This window comes from Lawsonibacter hominis, from assembly GCF_014287895.1.
In the GTDB taxonomy this organism is placed as follows: domain Bacteria; phylum Bacillota; class Clostridia; order Oscillospirales; family Oscillospiraceae; genus Lawsonibacter_A; species Lawsonibacter_A hominis.
Genome location: NZ_JACOPP010000069.1, coordinates 1 through 1,745 on the forward strand (window position 1 = coordinate 1; position 1,745 = coordinate 1,745).

At 49.5% G+C, this 1,745-nt stretch carries 1 pseudogene; it reads left to right on the top strand.

Annotated elements, in window-relative coordinates:
- The first annotated feature begins 266 nt into the window (after positions 1 to 266).
- Positions 267 to 1,620, top strand: a pseudogene (locus H8S57_RS18130) (IS110 family transposase).
- The last annotated feature ends 125 nt before the right edge of the window (positions 1,621 to 1,745 follow it).

Consider the following 1,745-nt stretch of genomic DNA (forward strand, 5'->3'; position numbering starts at 1 on the left):
CCTCCTATTATAATATGTTTAGGGTTAAGGCACGGCAGCCAGCCGTGTCTTTTTCCATATCATTGCCTAAGCTACAATAAGGGGAGCAACTGGCTGACCAATCCCTCCTTGGGCTTTCATGTCCGATATTAAGACTGTCAGCCATCCCCTTATTGCGGCGTTCGATTTGAGCAGGTTGAGCCATAGAGTTCGCGTCACCCAATAGATTGAATCGGCAATGAGAAAAAGATGGATTCCGGTTGCAAATTCGTATTGGAGGTAGATACATGAACTCTGTTGGCATTGACATTTCCAAAGGAAGAAGTATGGTGGCCGCCATGCGCCCCTTTGGAGAAGTTGTCATCTCATCCTTTGAAGTACATCACACCGACAGTGAACTGAGCGAGCTGGCAAAACTGCTCAAAAGCCTGGACGGTGAGACTCGTGTGGTCATGGAGGCCACTGGGAACTACCATGCGCCGGTAGCGCAGCTGCTCCATGATGCTGGACTATATGTTTCCGTTGTCAATGCAAAGCTGGTGCACAGCTACGGGAACAACGATTTGAGGCGTGTCAAGACCGACCGGAAGGACGCCGTAAAGCTGGCGAACTATGGCCTTGACCGCTGGCTTACCTTGCCAAGATATATTCCGGAGGAAAACACTCGGCTGTTGCTGAAAAATTGCTACCGTCAGTACCGGCAGTATTCCAAGGTACAGACTGGGGCTGTTGACAAAGTCTGTTTTCAAAAATACGGCCTTGCAAAAAGTTCATCAAATAGCATATATTTTACAGTAAATAACAACAAACAAGCAAGAAAAACCTATTTGCTTTTTCGATAAGGGACTTTGTCAACAGCCCCAGACTGTTCTGAAGAATAATTTGATTTCCTTGTTGGACACGGTTTTCCCAAATGCAAACCGCCTGTTCAACAGCCCTGCTCGCGCCGATGGAAGCGAGAAGTGGGTAGATTTCGTAGCGGAGTTTTGGCATTGCAAGTGCGTTTGCGAGCGCTCCGAAAAGGCATTCGTGAACAAGTACCAGCGGTGGTGCCGAAAGCATGGGTACAACTTCAGCGAGGATAAAGCACACGCCATTTACGATGAAGCCAGCGGGCATATTGGCGTCATGCCGAAGGCTGAAACCACGAAGCTGCTTGTGGAGCAGGCTGTATCTCAACTCAGAACCACTTCGGCTGCGCTTGCTGCTCTCAAACAGGAAATGCACTCTCTGGCCTCTCAACTGCCGGAATATCCTGTTGTCATGGAGATGTTTGGTATTGGGCCGACTCTCGGCCCACAGCTTATGGCCGAGATTGGCGACGTGCGCCGTTTTTACTCTAAGAAAGCCCTTGTGGCTTACGCCGGCATCGATGCCCCGCCCAACGACTCCGGCGATGTAATCGGCAGGCACAAGAGCATGAGCAAGGTCGGTGCATCATCTCTGCGCCGGACCCTATTCCTTGTCATGAGCATCTATTTGCAGACATCACCACCGGATGAACCGATCTACCAGTTCATGGATAGAAAGCGAACCGAGGGCAAGCCCTACCGCGTCTACATGATGGCATCTGCGAACAAATTCCTGCGGATCTACTACGCTACTGTGAAAGCTTACTTAGAATCTTTAGAACAGATCTGACCTTATCATATCGCTCTGGTTGGCCGCCGTTTCATTTTGAGATGCGCAGCGGCCTGATTAGGCGCGCCATTTTTCTCTTTTCAGTATTTTGATTTTCCCCCCTTGACAAAACTTAGCAGGTCTTA